Genomic DNA, 21,062 nt, shown 5'->3' with positions numbered 1-21,062 from the left:
GACCGCGGGTGTTCGTGAATGTGACAACGTTGCCGCATTGTGTCCCGGCCGGTCACCGGACCAAGTGGACAGTCTTCGCGGCCGGGACGAACGTCGCGGTCTGGCCGCGGGTGAGCGCGACGGTGTCGGTCTCGAGGCCGTCGCCGAACGCGACCAGCCGGTCGGATTCGACCTCGACGGTCAGCGGCGTCCTCGTCAGCTCACCCTCGGTGTGTTCGGTGCCGGTCAGCGGCGACGGCCACGCCTCGCGCACGAACCAGACCAGCCGGGCCTCGCCGGGCGCCGGCAGCCGCAGGCCGCTGTGGCGTTCCCGCCACACCGACCCGCACCAGCCGGTGGCGCCGGTGCCGGTGCCGACCAGGATCCCCGACGACGCCTGGCGTTCCGGGCGCCCGCCACCGACCCCCAGCCGGTAGCGGGCCGTCTGGTGTCCGGCGTGGCCCAGGTAGATCTCGTTGAGCGCGAGCAGCCGCTGGCCGTCGTCGGCGGTGAGCTCGGCCATCGTCCGGTGCTCGACGTCCCGAGTGGACCGGACCAGGTCCGCGACGGCGGCCGCCGGGTGCTTGACGAGGACGCCGGGCGCGCCGGGCGTCACGCCGATCACCGGCTGGCCGTCGAGGTACTTGGCCACGTTGGCGATCAGGCCGTCCTGGCCGACCACCACGACGACGTCCTCCGGGGTGAACAGGAACCGGTCGAGATCGCCCCGTTCGACCTCGCCCCGGCGCCAGTCGAGCGGGATCGCCGCCGACGCCGTGGCGAGCGCCGCGCGCACGGCGGCGTCCGCCTCGGCGACCTCGGTGAGGTCGCGCCCGCGCGTGCGCAGGAAGAACTCCGCCTGGCCGCGGGTGCCGTGGCGGGCGAGGAGCTCGTCGAGCTCGGTGCGCCGGTGGACGAGCACGACGCGCGGGGCGAGGCTCACGACCGCACGCCCAGCTTCGTCAGCAGCGGGGCGAGCAGGTCCGGCGTCACTGTGAGGCTGTCGATCTGCGGCAGGTTGCCGGCCAGCTCCTTCAGCGCCAGGCCGGTGAGCACGCCTTCGGGCAGGTCGCGGTAGGCCGCCAGCCGCGCGGCCTCCCCGGCGGCTTCCGCCTCGCCGAGCGCTCGCTTGCCGTCGGCTTCGACGAGCGTCAGGCGTTCCTGGCGCGAGGCCTGCGCCTCGGTCTCGATCCGGTTCGCCGCCGCGGCTTCCTCGGCCTGGCGCCGGGCGTTCGCGCCGCGCTGGGCGAGCAGCTGCTCTTCCCGGCGGGCGAGCTCGATCTGGTTCTGCAGCTCGTTTTCGCTGATGGCGCGCTCGCGCTCGACGGCGAGCGCGCGCCGTTCGTAGGTCGCCCGGTCGGCCTCCTGCTGGACCTTCTCGCGCGCGGTCGTCTGCAGGGCCTTCTCGACCTCCGGCTCGGCCCGGATGGCGACGACGCGGACGTCGAGGACGGCCGAGCCGGTCTGCGCGAGCCGGGTGTCCTCCTCGGCGAGGCCGGCGCGGATCCGGTCTCGGACCGCGCTCACGCCGTCGACCAGCGCGGTGGCGAGGTCGATGCGGGTCAGGACCTCGACGGCGTACTGCTGGACGTTCTCGGTGAGCAGCCCGCTGATCTGGGCCAGGGGGTCGCTTCTCCAGCGTCCGGTGTCCGGGTCGATGGAGAAGTCGATCCGCTGGGCGGCCAGCGCCGGGTCCTGGATCCGGAAGGTGAGCGCGAGCTGGACGGTGACGTCCTGGAAGTCGGCGGTGCGTGCGTGGAACAGCAGCGGCAGCTCGCGGTCGTCGACCGGGACTTCCGAGACGACCGCGGTGAGCGGCCGGTACCAGAACGACAGCCCGACGCCGTCGTGCGCGAGCTTGCCGCGGCGGTAGTGGCGGATGTGCACGGTGGGTGCGCCCCGCAGGTGCCGGAACCCGAAGCGGCGGTCGATGTCGGCCATGAGCCCTCCTCTTATCGTCGTTGTGACGATATGCGGCCCGCTGGCTAATCGTCAAGGTGACGATTAGAGTCGTGGCATGGGGCACCCGCCGTTCGCCGTCACCGTGGATCTCGTCGTGCTCACCCTGACCGGGGAGGAGCTGTGCGCGCTGGTGGTGCGTCGCGGCGTCGAGCCTTACGAGGGGGAGTGGGCGCTGCCGGGCGGGTTCGTCCGGCAGGACGAGGACCTGTCGGACGCGGCGCGGCGGGAGCTGGCCGAGGAGACGGGCCTGGCGCCGGGGACCGTCCACATCGAACAGCTGGCGGGCTACGGCGCCCCGGACCGGGACCCGCGGATGCGGGTGGTGACGGTGGCGTACCTGGCGTTGGCGCCGGACCTGCCGGCACCGCTGGCCGGCACCGACGCCGCGGAGGCCCGCTGGGCGCCGGTGCGGTCGCTGTCGGCGGAGCGGCTGGCGTTCGACCACGACCGGATCCTCGCCGACGGCCTGGAGCGGGCCCGCGCGAAGCTGGAGTACTCGCCGCTGGGAACGGCGTTCTGCGCGCCGGAGTTCACGGTCGCGGAGCTGCGGCGGGTGTACGAGCTGGTGTGGGACACGCGCTTGGATCCGCGCAACTTCCACCGCAAGGTGACCGGAGCGGAGGGGCTGCTGGAGCCGACCGGCCGCACGACGACCCGCGACGGCGGCCGGCCGGCCCAGCTGTACCGGCGCGGGAAGGCGGAGCTGCTGTACCCGCCGATGCTCCGAGCCTGACGGCGCTCGGTCAGGCCGGCACCAGCCGGCGGGCCGCCGACACCAGTGGCAGCAGGCGCGTACCGAAGTTGCGGGCCGCCAAACCGGCGCGGGTGGCCGGGATCAGCAGAGCCGCCGCCGTCGAGACGTTGCGCTGCTTCGGTTCCACCAGCTTCCGGTGCGCCTCCTCGTAGCGGGCGAACGCCGACGGAACGTCCGCCGGGGTGCGGCCCAGCTCTTCGGCCAGCGTGAACGCCCCCGCCATCGCCAGGGTCGACCCGTCGCCGAAGAGGGACACGCACGACGCCGCGTCGCCCGCCAGCACGATCCGGTTCGTCGACCAGCGGTCCAGCCGGACCCGGCTCACCGAGTCCAGGTACAGGTCGTCGGCCTCCCGCACCCGCGCCAGCAGCTCCGGCACCCGCCAGCCCGCCCCGGCGTACGCCGCCGCCAGCATGCGCTTGTGCAGGGCGCCATCGCGGTGGTCGAACCCCGGGACCGCGTCGGCGCGGAACATGAACGCCGCGATCCCGCGGCCGCGTGACGGGTGGACGGCGACCGCACGCCCCGGCGAGTTGTACATGACGATCGACGCCGGATCGGCCGGCGGTGAGGTCAGCGGCAGTGTCGCGATGTACACGCCCATGTGCTCGACGAACCCGTGCTCCGGCCCGAACGCCAGCCGCCGCACCGCCGAATGCAGGCCGTCCGCGCCGATCACGACGTCGAACCGGCGGGGCGCGCCCCGCTCGAAGGTGACGTCGACACCGCCGGCGTCCTCGTGCAGCTCGGTGATCGAGTCGTGGAAGACGAACTCCGCGTCCTCGCGCGCCGCCTCGTGCAGGATCGCCGCGAGGTCGGTGCGGGGCAGTTCGATGTCTTCGCTGCTGCCGAGCGCGCCCATCGGGACGTGGCCGGTGCGCCGCCCGGCGTCGTCGACGAACGTCAGCGACGTGGCGTCAGTGCTCGCTTCGCGCAGCTTCCCGGTGATGCCCATCCGCTCCGCGACGCGTGCGGCCGGCCCGCGCACGTCCACCGGGCTGCCGCTCGAGCGCAGCCCGGCGGCGCGTTCGACCACGGTCGGCCGGAAGCCCGCGCGGGCCAGCCAATAGGCCAGCGTCGGCCCGGCGACCCCGGCGCCGGAAATCAGTACGGTCTGCTCGGTCATCGTGTACCCCCATCAAGGTCCTGACCATCGGTCAGTGTCGACCGTACGCTCCTGTCCATCGGTCAGGCAAGCCGCTAGGCTCGGGGGATGACGGACGACACCCGCGCCAAGATCCTCGACGCGGCGCTGGAGGAGTTCTCGGAACGCGGCTTCCACGCGACGTCGATCCGGGAGCTGGCCGAGCGCGTCGGCGTGACCAAGACCGCGGTGCTGTACCACTTCCCCGGCAAGGCCGACATCGTGACGGCGTTGGCCGAACCCCTGCTCGACGACCTCGAAGCGACGATGGCCAAGGCCGCGGAGGCGCCCGACCCGCGCATGGCGGCGATCGAAGGGCTCGTCGACGTCTGGCTCGGCCACCGGTACCTGCTCCGGATGAACCTGCGCGACCTCGGGCTGACCGCGTCCACGACGGTCTTCACGCGGTTCCGCGACAGCATGCTGAAGGCGAACGTCCTGGTCGCGGGCCCGGACGCGGACCTGGCCGGCCGGGTCCGCGCGGCACAGGCGATCGCGATGCTCAGCGACCCGGTGGTGTTGTTCGCCGACGCCCCGGCCGACGAGCTGCGTGCCGCGGTCCTCGACGGCGTCGACCGGCTGTTCGGGGGCCCGGAACCCGAGGTCAAGTCCCGCGGGCGTCGCGGCAGGCCGACGGTGATGAGCCCCGAGACGATCGAGGCGGCCCAGCGTCTCTACGAGGCCGGGCACGCGCCCTCCGACATCGCGACCGCGCTCGGCGTCTCCCGCGCGACGATCTACCGGCACCTGCCGGGCGTCGAATAATGAGACACATTAATGAGACTTATTGAGACTCGGCGCTGACCTCGATGGTGGGCAGCGCGCCGAGCTGCTTCGGGCTCAGCCGCGCCGCCGCCTCGAACACCTTCTCCTGGTGTGCCTTGATCCGCTCGTCGACCAGCCGGCTCAGCTCGAAGGCCAGCCGCCCGGTCTGGCGGACCGTGACGTCGTCCACGAGCGGCCGCGGCGCCGACGTGATGACCACACCGGAAGCCTCGCCGTCCGGGGTTTGTGAGACGCCCACCGAGTAGCTCTCGCGCGGGTTGACCGGCCCGTCGATCGAGAAGTCGCGGATCCGGCCGAGCAGCTCGTGCCACTCGGCGACCTCACCCGGCACACCGGTGGCCTTGACGTCCTCGACGGTCAGGCCCAGGCCGCGGTCCCCGGCGCGGAAGCACCGCGCGTAGGAGTTCAGCGCGGACACCCACAGCGCCTCGATCAGCACGGCGTCGAGCCGCGGCCGCGAGAGCTCCGCGACCAGCCGTTCACAGCACTTGAGCGTGAACTGCAGGTCGTCGAAGATCGCGACGAGGTCGCCCAGGCCGAGCGCGCCGGGCGTGGTGAGCAGGCGGGCACTCGACGGCGTCGTCGTGGAGGGGGCCATGCCCTCTACGACACCGCATCCGGCGCGCCCCGCCGGTCTCAATTTGCGACACCACCCGCCAGGGGCCGGAACCGGAGCGTGAAGGACGTCTTCCGCGCGAAGAGCCGGTACCGCGGCAGCACCCCGGGCCCGCACGCCGCCGAGCCGAGGCCGTGCTGGGCGACGTCGAGCGTCACGTGCACCAGGTCGCCGGAGACGAGGTCGTCGGTGTGCCGCGCGGCCTCCAGCGCGGCCGCGTCCCAGCGGCGGGCCGTGAAGTCGAACGCCGGGTCGCCGTCGAGCTGGAGACCGGCGCCGTCCGGAGCCGTCAGGCGCGCCCAGCGGACCGCCGTGCGGTTGCCGTTCTCCTGCGGGAACACGTACGGCGTCTGCAGGCCGTCGACACTGCTGGAGAAGCGGCCGACGCGCACCGCCTGGCGGCTGTCCGGGTAAGCCTCGCCGGGGCCGGCGCCGAACCACTCCACCGAGCCGAACGCCGCCGGGACCGCCATCGTCAGGCCGAGGCGGGGGAGCGTGCCCGCGTAGCCGTCCGGCGTCACCTCGACGCGCAGCCGCAGGCCGTCGTCGAACGCCGTCCAGGTGTAGTCCGCGAACAGGCCGAACGGCTGTGCCGCCGGCGCCACCCGGGTGCGCACCAGCAGCTCGTCGCCGTCGGCGTTCACCTCGATCACCCGGTGCTGCATCCGGTGCAGGCCCGCCGCGAGCCACTGCGAGGCATCGGACTCGCCGGGTGACGAACCGCGGTCGTTGTCGGTGGTCGCGCGCCAGACGTCCAGCCGCGGCCCGCGCACGGCGTGCCCGCCGAGCGTGGTCAGTGTGCCCGTCGCCGGGTCGAACTCGCCGGCGCCGAGCAGCAGCCGATCCGCGGTGCGGAACACCGGCCCGCGCGAGGGCGCGGGACTCCGGGTGGCCGCCGGCGAGACCGGCAGCTGGCCCCAGCCGACGACGTGCCCGGCGGGCGCCCACGACGTCGCCGAAGCGAGCGAGGCCGAGATCGTCAGCCACGACTCGCCGCCGGTCGGGGGCAACGCGGGCAGCGGAACAGAGCCGCTCTGTCCGGAATGGAGGGTCGGCACATCGAGAACACCTTCGGCGACGGCGACTCCCTCGTCCTCGAGCACCCACGTGAAGGTCAGGTGTTCGGTCGAGACGAAGTCGTAGTGGTTCGACACCCGCAGGCCCGAGGCGCCGGCCTCGATCCGGACCGGCTCGATGATCTTCGCGAACTCGACCAGCCCCGGCGACGGGGTCCGGTCCGGGAAGACGAGCCCGTCGACGACGAAGTTGCCGTCGTGGAGCGGCTCGCCGAAGTCGCCGCCGTAGGCGAAGTGCCCCGGCGCCGCGAGGCCGTGGTCGATCCACTCCCAGACGAACCCGCCCTGGCAGTTCGGGTACCGCTCGAACAGCTCCCGGTACTCCAGCAGCCCGCCGGGCCCGTTGCCCATCGCGTGCGCGTACTCGCACAGCACGAACGGCAGGTCGCGGCGGCGCTCGTTGTCGTCCTCGAGCTTGCCGATCCGCTCGACCTCTTCGGGCGAGGCGTACATGCGGCTGTGGACGTCCACATAGGAGCAGTCGTAGTCGCCTTCGTAGTGCACCGGCCGGGACGGGTCGCGCTCGCGCGCCCACTCCGCCATCCGGGCCAGGTTCTCCCCGGTGTGGCTTTCGTTGCCCAGTGACCACAGGATGACGCTGGGCCGGTTCTTGTCCCGCTCCACCGTGCGCCGCATGCGGTCGAGGTAGGCCTCGGCCCACATCGGCTCGGAGCTCGGGTTGCGCTCCCAGCCCAGCGGCCCGAAGCCGTGGGTCTCGAGGTCGCACTCGTCGATGACCCAGAGCCCGTACTCGTCGCACAGCTCCAGGAACGCCGGGTCCGGCGGGTAGTGGCTGGTCCGGACGGCGTTGATGTGGTGCCGCTTCATCAGGAGCACGTCGGCCAGCGCGGTCTCGCGCGACACGACGCGGCCGGTGTGCGGGTCGTGCTCGTGGCGGTTCACCCCGCGCAGCAGCAGGCGGCGGCCGTTGACCTTGAGCTGACCGTCCTCGATGGACACCGTCCGGAAGCCGATCCGCACCGGCACGCGTTCGGCCACAGTGGACAGTGTGCCCTCGTACAGCCGAGGCGTCTCCGCGCTCCACGGCTCGACCGGCAGCTCCCGCGTCTCACCGGCCGGAAGCCCCGTGACGCCCAGGGCCGGGATGTCCAGCACGACGTCCGGATCCGCGTCGACGCGCAGGGTGCCGAGCCCGGTGGTGTGGTCGTAGTCCGCGTGCAGCCAGTAGTCGCCGATCCCGCCCGCCGGGCGCGCCAGGAGCGTCACATCGCGGAAGATCCCGGACAGCCACCACATGTCCTGGTCCTCGAGGTAGCTGCCGGCCGACCACTGGTGCACGCGCACGACCAGAAGGTTGTCCCGCGGCTTCAGCAGCGGGCCGACTTCGAACTCCGACGGCAGCCGGCTGCCTTTCGTGACGCCGAGCTCGGTGCCGTTGAGCCAGATCCGCCCGCACGAGTCGATGCCGTCGAAGCGCAGCAGCGCGGACCCGGCCGGCCAGGACGCGGGCAGGTCGAACCGCCGCCGGTGGTCGCCGGTCGGGTTCTCCGACGGCACGTGCGGCGGGTCGACCGGGAACGGGTAGTGGACGTTCGTGTACGCGGGCTTTCCGTGGCCGTGCAGCTGCCAGAGCGAGGGCACCGGCAGCTCGTCCCACCCGGTGTCGTCGACGTCGATGGGGTCGGGCGCCGCGGCGAGGCCGGGGGAGAGCCGGAACCGCCAGGTGCCATTCAGCGACAGCGAAGGGGCGTCGGAGCGGAAGGCCGCGCGCGGGGGCACCGAGCCGTGGCCGGGGCCCGGGTCTTCGACGTACGACAAGGAGTCCTCCCACGGCCGTGAACGCTCCCGTGAACGTTCACGGGACGTCCGGAAGTGTGCTCGGCGGCGGCCAGGGGTGTCAAGGGATCAGGCGGATTCGCGCAGGTGGAGGGCGGCGCGGACGACCAGCTCGGCGGGTTCGAGCGGCGCGGCCCCGGTCACGAGCCGGGCGGCTTGCTCGACGGCGAGCGCGCCGAGCGCGCGGGTGTCGATCGCGACGCTGGAGAGCTCGGGCTCGACCAGCGTGCCCAGTGCCAGCCCGTCGAAGCCGATCACCGCGAGATCGTCCGGCACGCGCAGGCCGAACCGGCGGGCCTCGCGCAGGGCGCCGATGGCGATGACGTCGTTGAAGGCGAACACGGCGGTGACGTCCGGGTGCGCGGCGAGCAGGGTGGCCAGCGCCGCGCCGCCGCCGTCGACGGTCTGTTCCGCGCCGGTGATCCACCCGGGCGCGACGGCCAGGCCGTGCTCGGCGACCGCCCGCAGGAACCACTCGCGGCGGACACCCGGCCCGGGGCGGTGGTCGTGGTCGAGCATCCCGATCCGCCGGTGCCCGCGCGAGACGAGGTGGGCGACGGCCTCGCGGACGCCGTCCTCGCCGTCGATGGAAATGCCGCTGAACCGCGGGGTGCGTGGTTCGCGGCCGATCAGCACCACGGGGATGCCGGCGGTGAACCGGTCGATGTCCGCCTCGGGCCGGTCGAAGTAGCCGACGACCGCGTCGACCTGGGCGCCGATCACCCGGAGCGTGGTGAGCTCCTGCTCGGCGTCGGCGGCGGTGTCGTAGACGACGACGTGCCAGCCCCGGGACCGGGCCGCCGCCAGCGCGCCGGCGGCGACCTCGGTGAAGAACGGGTTGAGCAGGTCCGGCACGACGAGGCCGATGGTGGTGGTGTCCGGCCGGACGAGGCCGCGGGCGAACCGGCTCGGCCGGTAGCCGAGCGCCCGGGCGGCGTCGAGCACGCGCTGCTTGGTCGAGCCGTCGATCTCGGCCTTGTCGTTCAGCGCCCGCGACACGGTCTGCCGCGACACCCCGGCCGAGCGGGCGACGTCGTGGATCGTCACACGCCGGGGTTCGGTGCTCGAGGACATCCGTCGAGTATGCCCGCCCGCGGCCGGCGGGCTCGTGATGGAAGGGTCGACTCGCGTGAGTGGCGGGTCGACACGCGTGATCGGCGGGTCGACACGGCTCGGCGCGCCGTGTCGTCTCCTCGATCACGCGTGTCGGCTCCGGGAGCACGCGTGTCGACCCTTCCGGGCCGGCGGGCTATCCGAGCGGGGTGCGTTCGCGCCGCTTCGAGATCACGCGCCAGCCGACCGCCAGCACGATCACCAGCACCGGGATCGAGTAGAACGCGATCTTCTCGGCGCCGTCGGAGAAGCCCATCAGCACCACCACCAGGGCCAGGAACGCCAGCGTCGCCCAGCCCGAGTAGGGCGCCCACGGCATCCGGTACGACGGCCGCTCCAGCTCGCCGCGCAGGGCGGCCTGGCGCAGGCGCATCTGGCAGATCACCAGCGTCGCCCACGTCGTGATCACGCCGAGCGAGGCGATCGCGATGGCGATGTCGAAGGCGTCCTTGGGCACCAGGTAGTTCAGCACCACGCCGAGCAGGTACGCGACGGAGGTGAACATGATGCCGCCGTAGGGCACGTGGCGGGAGTTCATCCGGCTGACGAACGAGGGCGCCTCGCCCTTCTCGGCCAGCGAACGCAGGATGCGGCCGGTCGAGTAGAGCCCGGAGTTGACGCTGGAGAGCGCCGCGGTCAGCACGACCGCGTTCATCACGTCGCCGATGCCCGGGATCCCCAGGCGGCTGAACACCGTGACGAACGGGCTCTCGTCGCCATTGTAGAACGGCCAGGGCAGCAGCATCGCCAGCATCAGCACGGACCCGACGTAGAACACGCCGATCCGCCACACCACGCCGTTGATCGCCTTGGGCAGCACCTTGCGGGCGTCCTTGGTCTCGCCGGCCGCGATGCCGACGACCTCGATGGCCGAGTAGGCGAAGATGACCGCCTGCAGCGTCATCAGCGCGATGCCGACGCCCGCCGGGAAGAATCCACTGTGGTCGGTCAGGTTGTGCACGCCGGCCGGGGTGCCGCCGATGTCGGCGCTGGTGAGCACCAGGCCGATCGCGGTGACCAGGAAGACCACGATGGCCAGCACCTTGACCACCGAGAACCAGAACTCCAGCTCGCCGAACAGCTTGACGCTCAGCAGGTTCACCGCCAGCAGCACGCCGAGGGCGACCAGCGCGGTGATCCACTGGGGCACGTCCGGCAGCCACTTGTGCACGTAGATCGCGACCGCGGTGATCTCCGCGATCCCGGTCATCGCCCAGTTCACCCAGTACATCCAGCCCGACGCGAAACCGGCCCACGGGCCGATGAACTTCCGCGCGTAGGTGACGAAGCTGCCGGAGCTCGGCTCGTGCAGGACGAGCTCGCCGAGCGCGCGCATCACGAAGTAGGCGGCCACCCCGCAGAGGGCGTAGGAGAGCACCAGCGACGGGCCGACCTGGTGGAGCTTGCCGCCGGCGCCGAGGAACAGCCCGACGCCGATCGCGCCGCCGATGGCGATCATCTGCACTTGGCGGTTGCCCAGTGCTTTTGAGTAGCTTTCACCTTTTTCGGTGACGAGCGAGGAATCCATGGTTCACGGACGCTAGAGGTTGTGCGGCAAGTCACCAAGCACCATAAGGAAGACTTAAGGTGTGCGGGAGATCACTGCCAGTTTTTCCCGCTGTTGCCCGGTTTCGATTTGACAGGGGTGCCGCGCGGCCGGGCCCGCGCTGCTTCTAGGCTACGGCCGTGGACCTCGCGGCGCTGCTGGACAGGATCGCCGGCGACGTCGCGCCCGAGGTCGGCCGCGGCGCCGTCGCGGACTACATCCCCGCCCTGGCCAGGGTCGAGCCGCACCGGTTCGGCATGGCGGTGGCCGAAGTGGACGGTGGCCTGCACGGCGTGGGCGACTGGCGGCGGCCGTTCTCGGTGCAGAGCATGTCCAAAGTGTTCACTCTCGCGCTGGTGCTCTCCCGCGGCGACGGCGTCTGGGCGCGCGTGGGCCGCGAGCCGTCAGGCGACCCGTTCAACTCACTGGTGCAGCTGGAACACGAAGACGGCATCCCGCGCAACCCGTTCATCAACTCCGGTGCCCTGGTGGTGACCGACGAGCTCGCGCGGCACGGCGACGCGGTGACGGCGCTGCTGTCCTTCCTCCGCGAAGAGTCCGGCCGGCCGGACATCGACGTCGACCCGGAGGTGGCCGCGTCGGAAGCCGGGCACGCCGACCGCAACCGCGCGCTGGCCTACTTCATGGCCTCCTACGGCAACATGCGCCACCCGGTGCCGTCGGTGCTGGACCAGTACGTCCGCCAGTGCTCGATCGCGATGAGCTGCGCGGACGTCGCCCGCTCGGCGTTGTTCCTGGCCCGCCACGGCGTCCGCAACGACGGCTCCCGGCTGCTGGAGCTCAGCGCGGCGAAGCGGATCAACGCGGTGATGCTGACGTGCGGCACCTACGACGCGGCGGGCGAGTTCGCCTACCGCGTCGGGCTGCCGGGCAAGAGCGGCGTCGGCGGCGGCATCGTCGCGGTGGTCCCGGGCCGGTGCGCGGTGTGCGTGTGGAGCCCGGGCCTGGACGCGCGGGGCAACTCCGTCGCGGGAGTGTCCGCATTGGACCGGTTCACCACGCTGACCGGCTGGTCGATCTTCTGAGTCAGCGCAGGTAGTTGTAAACGCTGGCCCGCGAAATGCCGAGCAGGTCGGTCAAGGTCGGCACCGCGTGCTTCAGCTCCAGGAACCCGCGCTCCTTCAACGACCGGACGAGGTCCTTCTTCCCCGCCGCCGGCAGGCTGCGTGGGGTGTGGCCGCGCTCGGTCGCGTAGTCCTCGACCAGCGTCCGCAGCTCGTCGCCCGTGCGGGCGCGCAGGGACTCCGTCAATGGCGCCGGCTCGTCGGTGCGGGTGAGGCGGGTCAAGGCGTGGGCCGCGGACCCGAGCAGGGAGACGTCGAGGTTGAGGCACAGGGCCGCGACGTACTCCCCGCCCGAGTTGCGGATCCCGATCGACGTGCTCTTCGCCGGCCGGCCGTCGGGGAAGCGGTTCGGGTAGTTCTGCAGGACGTCGGGGAAGCCGGGGTCGGCGATCCGGGCCAGGCCCAGCTCGGTCGCGGGGTCGCCGACGGCGCGCCCGGACAGGCCGCCTTCGATCGCGCGGACGGCGTGGGCCGGGTCGCGCAGGTCGTGGAGGACCACTTCGCACAGGCCCGGGAACATCCGGCCGATGGCCTGGGCGATCTTCTCGGTCTCGCGCAGGAGCAGCTCGTCCTCGGCCGGGGTCATCCGATCAGCTTCCCGAGGATGGCCGGCGCCTTCAGGCCGGAGCCGGTGAGCACCACGACCGTCGTCTCGCCCGGGCGGATCGCACCGCGCTCGCGGAACACGTCGATCGCCGCCGCGGCGGTCGCGCTCGTCGGCTCCGCGTAGAGGCCCAGCGATGCCAGCCGGCGGGCGGCCGCGGCGATGGCGTCCTCCTCGATCGCGACCGTGTCGCCACCCGAGCGGCGGATCGCCGCGACCACCTCCGGCAGCCGCACCGGCTGCCGGATCGCCGTGCCCTCCGCGACCGTCGGGGCGAACGGCGGCGGCTGCCGGTCGTGGACCGCCGCGTCGATCGGGGAGCAGTTGCGGGGCTGAGCCACCAGCAGCCGCGGTCGGCGGGTGATCGACCCGGCCGCGAGGAGCTCGCCGAACCCCAGGTCACAGCCCAGGACGATGCTGCCGGCGCCGGCGACCGTCACGATCGCGTCCGGGGCGCGGAAGCCGAGGTCCTCCCACAGCTCGTAGGCCAGTGTCTTGGTGCCCTGCAGGAAGAAGGGGTGCCAGTTGTGGCTCGCGTAGGTCGTCTCCGCCGACCGGCGCACCGCCTCGGCGGCGGTGTCGTCGCGGGTCCCGGGGACCAGCTCGACGGTCGCGCCGTACGCGCGGGTCTGCAGCACCTTCGCCGGCGACGTCCCTTCCGGGGCCAGGACCGTCGCCGCGACGCCGGCTGCCGCGCTGTAGGCCGCCACCGACGAGCCGCCGTTGCCGGAGCTGTCCTCGAGCAGCTCCGTCGCGCCGGCGCCGGCCACCGCGGAGACCATGACGCTCGAGCCGCGGTCCTTGAAGCTGCCGGTCGGGCTGAACCATTCGAGCTTGAACCGCACCTCGGCGGCACCCCAAGGCCGGGGGACCAGTGGCGTGCAGCCTTCGCCGAGCGAGACCGGGCGCAGGTCGCCCGGCAGGGCGGCGCGGTACCGCCAGAGCGACCGGACCCCGGTGTCGACGTCGCCCGGACGCAGGCCGGGCATCGGCTCGACGGTCAGCGGGGCGCCGTCGTCACCCCGCCACCGCAGCGGGTCACCCGGGTAGCGCCTTCCTGAGCGCTCGTCGACGTAGGAGTACTGCACGACCACCTCCACGGCTGGACAGATGGTCGAAGTATAGACGATCTGTCTAAGGTTACCGGCAAGTATGCGAAACAGATTCAGCTTCTTCTCAGGAAAATCTGTCACGGGAGAGTGGAAAATTCTTGGCGAACTCGCGTTCGGCCGCACCGATGGTGTCCGGTCGAATACCGGGAGTCGTACTCGCTGATGAGCGGTGTCCCGGCGGCCGGATGGCTCGCATCCGGCCGGGGGCGGGTCGTGTGAGCACGAGGAATCCCGGTGCCCGGCAGAATCCACAGTGGACTTGCGGGGGGCGCCGGCCCGGCCGCGGATTTCCCGGGCACTACTTTCGGCTGCGGGTAAAAGTGCCGGGTGAATGGTCGGCAGAACTTCCGGAATGCCATTGTTCGTTTTGTTGCGAGCCGGTTTTCCGGTGTCGTCGATTTCACCGCGACGACACTTTCCGGTGGTGTGCCGGAAACGGCGGCCCAGTCGAACGGTGTGGTCCGATGTGGTCAGTGACACTGCGTCCACCGGGTGAGAAGGCTTGCCCCATCCGGGGGTGTGTGGCAGCCGGACCGCAGGTGCCGGGTGGTCCGGCCGCCACCTGATCACCTCCCGGGCAGCTCCGCTCGACTGCTCCCAGCCGGTGGTACATGACGTACACGTTAAATTCTTGCGTCCTCGCGCTGGTCGATCCCGAATTTTCTGAACGGTCGCGACGAAATCATGGTGGGTTGTTGACGGAACGGGATGAACCCGCTTAAGTACACCCCGTTGCCCATCACCCTTTCGTGCATAGCGGGAGTTCCCATGCGTGTCTCGAAAGCCGACTGCGAACCGGCGCCGGTCGTCGCGGTGTCGCCCCTGCGGTGGCCTTCGGCCCGCGCTGTCGCGGCCGCCGCGCGCGGGGGCGGGCTGGGCGTGCTGGACCTGACCGGCGGCGCGGCCGCCGACGAGCTCGCGTTGCTCGGCGAGTGGCACGTGCCGGAGTTCGGCGTCCGGCTGTCGCACGCCGGCGCCGACCTGCCGGAGGCGGCGACCACGGTTCTGCTGACCGAAGACTCGTCGTGCACCGCGCGCGACTTCCCGGGCCGGCGCGTGCTGGCCGAGGTGACCTCGCGCGCGTCGGCCGCGCGGGCCGTCGCCGGCGGCGCTTACGGACTCATCGCCCGGGGGCACGAATGCGGCGGCCGGGTCGGCGAGCTGAGCACGTTCGTGCTGCTCCAGGCCCTGCTCGCGGACGACGCGCTCGACGTCGGCGTCTGGGCCGCGGGCGGGATCGGGCCGCACACCGCCGCGGCCGCGGTCGCCGGTGGCGCGGCCGGGGTCGTGCTCGACACCCAGCTCGCGTTGCTGCCGGAAGCCGAGCTCCCGGCGGCGCTCACCTTCGCGGTCAGCGGCCTGGACGGTTCCGAAACGGCGGTCGTGGACGGCGTCCGGCTGCTCACGCGCCACGGCGTCGAGCCGGTCGAAGCCGGCCAGGACGTCTTCCTCGCCACCCGGTTCCGCGACCGCTGGGGCACGGTCACCGCGGCGGTGCGTGGCCTCTCCGACGCCATCGGCGATGCCCTCCGCGCGGAAATCCCGGTGCTGGGACCGGGCAACCACGCGTTCGGGACGGAGCTGCCGATCGCGCAGGGACCGATGACGCGGGTCAGCGACCAGCCCGCGTTCGCCGCCGAGGTCGCCGCGGGCGGGGCTCTGCCGTTCATCGCGCTGGCCCTGTCCGGCCCGGAGCAGACCCGCGATGTGCTGGAGCGGACCCGCGACGCCGTCGGGGACGCGCCGTGGGGTGTCGGGGTCCTCGGGTTCGCCGCGGAAGAGGTGAAAGCCTCGCAGCTGGAGGTGATCCGGGAGCTGCGGCCCACCCACGCCATCATCGCCGGCGGCCGTCCCGCGCAGGCCGCGGCGCTCGAGGCCGCCGGGATTTCGACGTTCCTCCACGTCCCGTCGCCGGGGTTGCTGAAGCAGTTCCTCGAAGCCGGGGCGCGCAAGTTCGTCTTCGAAGGCTCGGAATGCGGCGGGCACGTCGGACCGCGCACGAGCTTCCCGCTGTGGGAGGCGCAGCTCGGCGTGCTCGCCGACTTCCCGGATGCCGACGTTCAAGTTCTGTTCGCGGGTGGGATCCACGACGAGCGGTCGGCCGCGATGGTCGCCGCACTCGCCGCACCGGTCGCCGCGCGCGGTGCCGCGATCGGCGTGCTGATGGGCACCGCCTACCTCTTCACCCGCGAGGCGGTCGAGGCCGGGGCGGTGCTGCCGCTGTTCCAGCGCGAGCTGCTCGGCGCCGAGCACACCGATCTTCTCGAAACCGCGCCGGGGCACGCCACCCGCTGCGTCCGCAGCCCGTTCACCACGGAGTACGCGGCGATCAAGGCCGGGCTTGCCGAAGCGGGCGTGCCGAGCCGCGACGCTTGGGAGCGGCTGGAACAGCTCAATGTCGGCCGGTTGCGGCTGGCCAGCAAGGGCATCGAACGCGACGGCGCCGAACTGCGGGACGTCAGCGAGGATCGGCAGCTGGCCGAGGGCATGTTCATGGCGGGCGAGGTCGCGGTGCTGCGCTCGGCGGTGACGACGATCGCCGACCTGCACCACGCCGTCGGCGAGGGCGCGAACGCGTTCCTGCGCGAGCGGGCCGCCGCGTTCGGGGTTTCGGCGCCCGAACCTCCGGCGCCCGAGCCGCTCGACATCGCGATCGTCGGCATGGCCTGCATGTTCCCGCAGGCCCCCGACCTGGCGACGTTCTGGGCGAACGTGCTGGCCGGCGCCGACGCGGTCACCGAAGTCCCGCCCCAGCGCTGGGACACCTCGCTGTACTACGACGCGCAGGGCCAAGGCGAGAAGACGCCGTCGCGCTGGGGCGGGTTCCTGCCCGAGATCGGCTTCGACCCGTTGAAGTACGGCATCCCGCCGTCGTCGCTGGCCAGCATCGAACCGGTGCAGCTGCTCGCCCTGGAGGCCGCGCACCGCGCGCTCGCCGACGCCGGCTACGAAGACCGCGCGTTCGACCGCGCCCGGACGTCGGTGGTCTTCGGCGCCGAGGCCGGCAGCGACCTGTCGAACGCGATGAGCCTGCGCACCGTGCTGCCGTCCTATGTGGGCGAACTCCCGGCCGAACTGGACGAACGCCTGCCGCGGATCACCGAGGACTCGTTCCCGGGCGTGCTGGCCAACGTCATCGCCGGGCGGATCGCCAACCGGCTCGACCTGGGCGGCGCGAACTACACCGTCGACGCCGCGTGCGCCTCGTCGCTGACCGCGGTCGACGTCGCCTGCAAGGAGCTGACCGCCGGGACCAGCGATCTGGTGTTGTGTGGTGGCGCGGATCTGCACAACGGGATCAACGACTATTTGCTGTTCGCGTCGGCGCATGCGCTGTCGCCGACGGGGCGGTCGGCGACGTTCGACAGCGCGGCCGACGGCATCGCCCTCGGCGAAGGTGTCGCCTGCGTCGCACTGAAACGGCTCGCCGACGCCGAACGCGACGGCGACCGCGTGTACGCCGTGATCAAGGGCGTCGGCGCGGCATCGGACGGCCGCGCGCTGGGCCTCACCGCGCCCCGGCCGGAGGGCCAGCACACCGCGTTGACCCGCGCCTACCGCAACGCGCGGGTGTCGCCCGCGCGCGTCGGGCTGGTCGAGGCGCACGGGACCGGGACGGTGGTCGGGGACCGGACCGAGCTGGGCACGCTGACCAAGGTGTTCACCGAGGCCGGCGCCGCGCCGGGCGGCTGCACGATCGGCTCGGTGAAGTCCCAGATCGGGCACACGAAGTGCGCCGCGGGCCTGGCCGGGCTGATCAAGACCGCGCTCGCGCTGCACACCGGCGTCAAGCCGCCGACGCTGCACCTCACGTCGCCGAACCCGGCGTGGGACGGCTCGACCAGCCCGTTCGTGTTCCAGTCGGCCGCGCAGCCGTGGACCACCCCGGCCGCGGACCGGTTCGCCGGGGTCAGCGCGTTCGGCTTCGGCGGCACGAACTTCCACGTCGTGCTCGCCGCCCACGACGACGTGCCACCCGCCCAGACCGGCGACGCGTGGCCCGCCGAGCTGTTCACCTTCACCACGGACTCCGCCGCGCACGCGCTGCTCGCGCTGGCCTCGGACGTCCCGGCGGGAGGGCAGCCGTGGCGGCTGCGGGACCTCGCGCTGAGCGCGTCCCGGCGCGCCGAGGCGGGCGGCCGGGTCCGGCTCGCGGTCGTGGCGTCCACTGTGGACGAACTGGTGGCACAGCTGCGAGACGCGTTGGCCGGCCGGGAGACGCCCGGGGTGTTCCGCGCGGACGATGCCGAGCCCGGCGAGGTCGCGCTGCTGTTCCCGGGACAGGGCAGCCAGCGGCCGGGCATGTTCGCCGAGCTGTTCGTCACCTTTCCCGAGCTGCAGCGGTACCTGCGCCTGGACGCGCCGACCGCCGATGTCGTGTTCGGGCCGGCGGTGTTCGGGGAGCCGGCGCGCCAGGCGCTCGCGGAGTGCGTCACGGACACCCGGGTCGCCCAGCCGGCGCTCGGCTTGGCCGGGCTGGCCGCGTTCCGGCTGCTGACCCGCGCCGGTGTCCGGCCCGCGATGGTCGGCGGGCACAGCTACGGCGAGCTGACGGCGTTGGCCGCGGCCGGGACCTTCACCCCCGAAGCGCTGCTGCACGCCAGCCACGCCCGGGCCGCGGCGATCCTCGACGCGGTCCCGGCTGGGGACCCGGGCGCGATGGCGGCGGTCACCGCGCCGGCCGCGGACGTGCAGGCGGTGCTCGGTGCGTCCACTGTGGTCCTGGCGAACCACAACTCACCGCGGCAGACGGTGATTTCCGGGCCGACGGCCGACGTCGACGCGGCGGTGCTGCGGTTGCGCGAGGCCGGGCTCGGCGCCAAGCGGATCTCGGTCGCGTGTGCGTTCCACAGCCCGCTGGTGGCCGCGGCGGGCGAGGAGTTCGGCCGGGCCCTGGACGCGATCGGCGTCGTGCGGCCCGCCGTCCCGGTGTACGGCAACCGGACCGCGGGGCCGTACCCGGCGGATCCGGACGAGATCCGCGGCGAGCTGGCGGCGCAGGTGGGCTCGCCGGTCCGGTTCGTCGAGCAGGTCGAGGCGATGTACGCGGCCGGGGCGCGGGTGTTCGTCGAGGCCGGGCCGGGTGCGGTGCTGGCCAGGCAGGTCGGCGCCATCCTCGGTGACCGCCCCCATCGGACGGTCGGCTTCGAGCAGCCGGGACGTCGTGGGGTGCCGGGCTTCCTCGCGGCGTTGGCGCAGCTGGCGGTGTCGGGGGTGCGGATCGAGACGGGCTGGCTGTTCCGCGGTCGCGACGCTGTCGACGCGGCTTCGGCGCCGCGGCCGAAGCGTCCCGGGTGGACGGTCGACGGCCACCTGCTCCGGACGGCGGACGGCACCATCCCGGCGGACGCCCTCCACCCGGCTTCCCGAGTCTCCCTCGGCCTTTCGGCCCCGGCGCCGGCGCCTTCGTCGTCGTCCGAGGAGATGGTGGCGGACTTCCTGAAGACGAGCCGGGAGATGATCGCGGCCCAGCGCGACGTCCTCCTGGGCTTCCTGGGCAGCTCCGCGCCGGCGCCAATGCGCCCCAATGTGGCCTTGGTTGCGTCAGACGCACCGAAGGCCGCCTTGGGTGCGTCTGACGCACCGAAGGCCACATTGGGGCGCTCGGTGCTGGAGACCGTGGTCGAGGTGATCGGGGAGCGGACCGGGTATCCGGTGGAGATGATCGAGCCGGATCTCGATCTTGAGGCTGATTTGAGTGTGGACTCGATCAAGCGGGCGGAGATCGCGGGTGAGCTGGCGTCGCGGTTGGGGCTGGCCGGTGGTGATGTCGAGGAGTTCGCGAAGGCCCGGACGGCCGCGGCGATCGCCGAGCTGATCGGGGTGGAGCCGCCGGCGGCCTCGGTGCTGGAGACCGTGGTGAGCGTGATCGGGGAGCGGACCGGGTATCCGGTGGAGATGATCGAGCCGGATCTCGATCTTGAGGCTGATTTGAGTGTGGACTCGATCAAGCGGGCGGAGATCGCGGGTGAGCTGGCGTCGCGGTTGGGGCTGGCCGGTGGTGACGTCGAGGAGTTCGCCAAGGCCCGGACCGCCGCGGCGATCGCCGACCTGATCGGCGGTGCGCCCGCGGCGCCGGTTGTGGTGGAAACCGCTGAAGCGCCGGTCATCATCGCGCCCAAACGGCTGGTCATGACCCCGTTCGACCTCGCGCCCGCCGAAGTCCCGGACGTCGCCGGGCGCAGGTTCCGCCTGCTCGGCCACGGCCCGCTGGCCGAGGCCGTACAGACCAAGCTCACCGCGCTGGGTGCGACCGTCGTCGACGAGATCGAAGTCGACGGCGTGCTCCACCTACCGGACCCCGACGCCGGCCCGGCGCTGCCCGCCGACTTCACGAAGTACCGTTCGGCCCTGGCCGAGAACCCGAGGTGGCTGCTCACCGCGGGCCCGGGAGAAGGCCTGCGCGGCTTCTACCGCAGCATCTCTCGTGAGTACCCCGAAACCTGGGCCCGCGTGGTCGAACTGGAGCCGGCCGCCGGCGTCGACGCGCAGGCCGCCGCGTTCGTCGCCGAGTTGTCCACTGTGGACCGGGAACCGGTGGTCCGGGTCGGCGGTGGTGCCCGCCGCGGCTTCCGGATGACCGAGGAGAGCCTCGGCCTGCTCGGCAGCAGTGGCGCGGGGCCGGCCGGTGACGGCGCCGCCGAAGCCGCCGCGCTCGGTCTCGACCGCGACTCCGTCGTGCTGCTCGTCGGCGGCGCCCGGGGCATCACCGCCCGGTTCGCCGCCGGCCTGGCCGCCGCCGCGGGCTGCCGGATCGAACTGCTCGGCCGGACGCCCGTGCCCGCCGCCGACGACGAATATCCCCAGGCCGCGTCGGCCAAGGACCTGCGTGCCGCGCTCATCGCGGGCGGGCTGACCGTCCCCGCCGAGATCGAACGGGCCGTCCGGCGGATCGAAGGCGAACGCGAGGTCCGGGCCACTCTGCGCGAGCTCGGCGGGGCGGCGCGCTACCAGTCCGTCGACATCCTCGACGCCGAAGCCGTGCACCGCGCCGTCAAGGAGATCCACGCCGAGCACGGCCGCCTCGACGGCATCGTCTACGCCGCCGGCGTGATCGAGGACAAGCTCGTCGCCGAGAAGACGCCCGAGTCGTTCGCCCGCGTCTACGGCACCAAAGCGGACGGCGCCCGGACCCTCCTGGAGGCGACCGCGGACCTGCCGGACGAGCCGAAGTTCGTCGTGCTCTTCGGCAGCATCGCCGCCACCCTCGGCAACCGTGGCCAAGCGGACTACGCCGCCGCGAACGACGCGCTCGAAACCCTCGGCCGGCAGTGGCCCGCCGGCCGGGCGGTGACCGTCCACTGGGGACCCTGGGCGCCGACCGGCCCGAACGGTGGCATGGTCACCCCCGAGCTCATGCGTGACTACGCCCGCCGCGGCATCGCCCTGATCGACCCCGAGGAAGGCACCCTCGCCCTGCTGCGCGAACTGGCGTGGGGCCGCCCCGACACGACCGCGGTCGTCTACACCGCCTCGGGGTGGTGACGG

13 protein-coding genes are annotated in these 21,062 nt (G+C 72.7%); 4 read left to right on the top strand and 9 right to left on the bottom strand.

Going from position 1 to position 21,062, the window contains the following annotated elements:
* Positions 1–52: 52 nt before the first annotated feature.
* Together M8542_RS06375 and M8542_RS06370 are read right to left on the bottom strand one after the other, a co-directional pair.
* Positions 53–922, bottom strand: coding sequence for an NAD(+)/NADH kinase (locus M8542_RS06375; RefSeq protein WP_257919060.1), 870 nt, complete (start codon positions 920–922; stop codon positions 53–55).
* Positions 919–1,920: an SPFH domain-containing protein gene (locus tag M8542_RS06370; RefSeq protein ID WP_257919059.1), complete on the bottom strand. Its 1,002-nt coding sequence runs from the start codon at positions 1,918–1,920 to the stop codon at positions 919–921. Before M8542_RS06370 ends, M8542_RS06375 begins: the two co-directional genes overlap by 4 nt.
* A gap of 76 nt (positions 1,921–1,996) precedes the next feature.
* On the opposite strand from M8542_RS06370, the gene M8542_RS06365 reads away from it, so the two are divergent.
* A complete protein-coding gene (locus tag M8542_RS06365; RefSeq protein ID WP_257919058.1) occupies positions 1,997–2,674 on the top strand; it encodes an NUDIX hydrolase in 678 nt (225 codons plus the stop codon).
* A 10-nt stretch (positions 2,675–2,684) separates the two neighbouring features.
* On the opposite strand, the gene M8542_RS06360 is transcribed toward M8542_RS06365, so the two are convergent.
* Entirely contained in the window at positions 2,685–3,821 is a 1,137-nt protein-coding gene (locus M8542_RS06360) for an FAD-dependent monooxygenase (protein WP_257919057.1), read from the bottom strand.
* Between the two features lie 87 nt (positions 3,822–3,908).
* Here M8542_RS06360 and M8542_RS06355 point away from each other — a divergent pair, with 87 nt between their 5' ends.
* Complete coding sequence (locus tag M8542_RS06355) at positions 3,909–4,604, top strand: TetR family transcriptional regulator (RefSeq protein WP_257919056.1); 696 nt, start codon at positions 3,909–3,911, stop codon at positions 4,602–4,604.
* 19 nt (positions 4,605–4,623) lie between these two features.
* Here the strand turns inward: M8542_RS06355 and M8542_RS06350 are convergent, their stop codons facing one another.
* The 4 genes from M8542_RS06350 to M8542_RS06335 form a co-directional block, all read right to left on the bottom strand.
* Positions 4,624–5,223 (bottom strand): hypothetical protein, encoded by a 600-nt coding sequence (locus M8542_RS06350; RefSeq protein WP_257919055.1) that lies wholly within the window; start codon positions 5,221–5,223, stop codon positions 4,624–4,626.
* A gap of 38 nt (positions 5,224–5,261) precedes the next feature.
* Positions 5,262–8,096, bottom strand: a complete 2,835-nt coding sequence (locus tag M8542_RS06345) for a glycoside hydrolase family 2 TIM barrel-domain containing protein (RefSeq protein WP_257919054.1) — start codon at positions 8,094–8,096, stop codon at positions 5,262–5,264.
* 87 nt (positions 8,097–8,183) lie between these two features.
* Entirely contained in the window at positions 8,184–9,188 is a 1,005-nt protein-coding gene (locus M8542_RS06340; RefSeq protein WP_257919053.1) for a LacI family DNA-binding transcriptional regulator, read from the bottom strand.
* 175 nt (positions 9,189–9,363) lie between these two features.
* The gene (locus tag M8542_RS06335; protein ID WP_257919052.1) at positions 9,364–10,755 is read right to left on the bottom strand and encodes an amino acid permease; all 1,392 of its coding nucleotides are present in this window, start codon (positions 10,753–10,755) and stop codon (positions 9,364–9,366) included.
* A 158-nt stretch (positions 10,756–10,913) separates the two neighbouring features.
* Here M8542_RS06335 and M8542_RS06330 point away from each other — a divergent pair, with 158 nt between their 5' ends.
* Positions 10,914–11,819 (top strand): glutaminase, encoded by a 906-nt coding sequence (locus M8542_RS06330; protein ID WP_257919051.1) that lies wholly within the window; start codon positions 10,914–10,916, stop codon positions 11,817–11,819.
* Position 11,820: 1 nt separating this feature from the next.
* Here M8542_RS06330 and M8542_RS06325 read toward each other — a convergent pair whose 3' ends face one another.
* Positions 11,821–12,444, bottom strand: a complete 624-nt coding sequence (locus M8542_RS06325; protein WP_257919050.1) for a helix-turn-helix transcriptional regulator — start codon at positions 12,442–12,444, stop codon at positions 11,821–11,823.
* Positions 12,441–13,562 (bottom strand): threonine synthase, encoded by a 1,122-nt coding sequence (locus M8542_RS06320; protein WP_257919049.1) that lies wholly within the window; start codon positions 13,560–13,562, stop codon positions 12,441–12,443. The genes M8542_RS06325 and M8542_RS06320 overlap by 4 nt, the downstream gene beginning before the upstream one ends.
* Positions 13,563–14,342: 780 nt before the next feature.
* Here M8542_RS06320 and M8542_RS06315 point away from each other — a divergent pair.
* A complete protein-coding gene (locus M8542_RS06315; RefSeq protein ID WP_257919048.1) occupies positions 14,343–21,059 on the top strand; it encodes a type I polyketide synthase in 6,717 nt (2,238 codons plus the stop codon).
* Positions 21,060–21,062 lie beyond the last annotated feature (3 nt).

The sequence above is a fragment of the Amycolatopsis iheyensis genome (assembly GCF_024703995.1).
GTDB lineage: Bacteria > Actinomycetota > Actinomycetes > Mycobacteriales > Pseudonocardiaceae > Amycolatopsis > Amycolatopsis iheyensis.
This window is presented reverse-complemented; position numbering and strand designations above follow the sequence as displayed.

What these genes read in the sequence shown, in the direction of transcription:
- M8542_RS06350 (WP_257919055.1), bottom strand. Translation starts at nt 5,223, where the DNA reads ATGGCCCCCTCCACGACGACGCCGTCGAGTGCCCGCCTGCTCACCACG.
- M8542_RS06360 (WP_257919057.1), bottom strand. Translation starts at nt 3,821, where the DNA reads ATGACCGAGCAGACCGTACTGATTTCCGGCGCCGGGGTCGCCGGGCCG.
- M8542_RS06355 (WP_257919056.1), top strand. Translation starts at nt 3,909, where the DNA reads ATGACGGACGACACCCGCGCCAAGATCCTCGACGCGGCGCTGGAGGAG.
- M8542_RS06335 (WP_257919052.1), bottom strand. Translation starts at nt 10,755, where the DNA reads ATGGATTCCTCGCTCGTCACCGAAAAAGGTGAAAGCTACTCAAAAGCA.
- M8542_RS06315 (WP_257919048.1), top strand. Translation starts at nt 14,343, where the DNA reads ATGCGTGTCTCGAAAGCCGACTGCGAACCGGCGCCGGTCGTCGCGGTG.
- M8542_RS06325 (WP_257919050.1), bottom strand. Translation starts at nt 12,444, where the DNA reads ATGACCCCGGCCGAGGACGAGCTGCTCCTGCGCGAGACCGAGAAGATC.
- M8542_RS06340 (WP_257919053.1), bottom strand. Translation starts at nt 9,188, where the DNA reads ATGTCCTCGAGCACCGAACCCCGGCGTGTGACGATCCACGACGTCGCC.
- M8542_RS06365 (WP_257919058.1), top strand. Translation starts at nt 1,997, where the DNA reads ATGGGGCACCCGCCGTTCGCCGTCACCGTGGATCTCGTCGTGCTCACC.
- M8542_RS06370 (WP_257919059.1), bottom strand. Translation starts at nt 1,920, where the DNA reads ATGGCCGACATCGACCGCCGCTTCGGGTTCCGGCACCTGCGGGGCGCA.